The 1,391-nt window shown below is 41.8% G+C and carries 2 protein-coding genes; both read left to right on the top strand.

The genetic code is table 11. The features are described from left to right. Nucleotides 1-80: 80 nt before the first annotated feature. On the top strand, nt 81-368 hold the full coding sequence (locus tag H539_RS0111095) for a transposase (protein ID WP_026693563.1): 288 nt from the start codon (nt 81-83) through the stop codon (nt 366-368). Further along, nucleotides 305-1,255 carry an IS3 family transposase gene (locus H539_RS0111090; RefSeq protein ID WP_155890009.1) on the top strand — a complete coding sequence of 317 codons (951 nt, stop codon included), beginning with the start codon at nt 305-307 and terminating at the stop codon, nt 1,253-1,255. Before H539_RS0111095 ends, H539_RS0111090 begins: the two co-directional genes overlap by 64 nt. Nucleotides 1,256-1,391: the final 136 nt, after the last annotated feature.

Raw genomic sequence — 1,391 nt, 5'->3', positions numbered from 1 at the left:
TGAAGGTAGTCTAAAAAGTGGACACGTCACTAGGACAATTTTATATACTTTAACTAACAATCTTAGGGGCGTGTTAATAAATGAGAAAAACCTATTCACCCGAATACAAGGAATACGTCGTTAAATTAGTCCTGGAGGAAGGCAGGAAGATGAGTGAACTGTCTCGAGAGCTTGAAATTCCTTATGGCACCATGAATAAGTGGGTCATGGAATGTAGAAACAAAGGGAAACAGGACAAGGAAGCTTATCAGACCCCTTCTGAGCTGGCCAAGAAGGAAGAGCGGTATCTGAAAGAAATTCGTGAATTGCAGGAGGAGGTGGAGATCTTAAAAAAGGCCATGCACATCTTCTCCAAAAACCCCATGTAATTTTTACTTTTATTCATGAGCACCGTCATGAATATACCATTTTGAAGATGTGTACCGTCCTGGGGGTTTCCGCAAGCGGGTATTATAAATGGTTAAAGAGCCTAAATCATCCTAATCTCGAAAAAGAGTCCAAAAAACAGGAAATTGACCGGAAGATTAAACAGTCCCATGCACAAAGTTTTGGCACGTACGGAAGCCCGCGTATTTGGCATGATCTAAGAGGATGGGGGTATAAAATCTCTCAAAAAACAGTTGCCCGCCGTATGAAGGAAATGAGTTTAAGAGGCACCCCCAAGGAGAAATACCGGGTGACGACAGATTCGGATCATTCCATGAAGACCTACCCTAACCTCCTCAAAAGGTCCTTTAAGGCTGCCCTGCCGGACCGTGTTTGGGTAACTGATATTACGTATATTTGGACGCTGGAAGGATGGATTTACCTGGCCAGTGTCATGGACCTATTTTCCCGCAAAATTGTGGGCTGGAATATGGGTACGCACTTAAATAAAGAGCTGCCCAGGATCGCATTGGAAAGGGCTCTCACTCTCCGCGAGCCCACCAGTGACTTAATCCATCATTCTGACCGTGGCTCTCAGTATTGTTCGAAAGATTATATAAACGTGGTGAAAGCTCACAACATCCAAATCAGTATGAGCCGAAAGGGAGATCCATACGATAATGCCTGCATCGAATCTTTCCACGCCACGATTAAAAAGGAACTCATTTACCGAAACCGTTTCACAACACGTAAAGAGGCGATTTCTGCCGTCACAAGCTATTTGATTAACTTTTATAATGAAAGAAGGAAACATTCTACTTTGGGGTATCTCTCGCCTAATCAATTTGAGAGAAATCACCTTTTGTTAAACACATCTACTATATCCTAATTTTATTCTTGCGAGAAAAAAGGAATCTTTCTACCTGTGAATTCTCCTACCTAGGGAAACATTTAGTTTATACAAAACAAGCCATCATTTTAAAAGTTATCCTAAAATTAGTGTCCACTTTCTTGACGGAAGTCCA

Origin of the sequence: Peribacillus kribbensis DSM 17871 (genome assembly GCF_000430765.1) — a bacterium.
Lineage (GTDB): Bacteria > Bacillota > Bacilli > Bacillales > DSM-1321 > Paraperibacillus > Paraperibacillus kribbensis.
The sequence above is the reverse complement of the archived record's forward strand: the minus strand, read 5'-3'. Positions and strand labels throughout refer to the sequence as shown.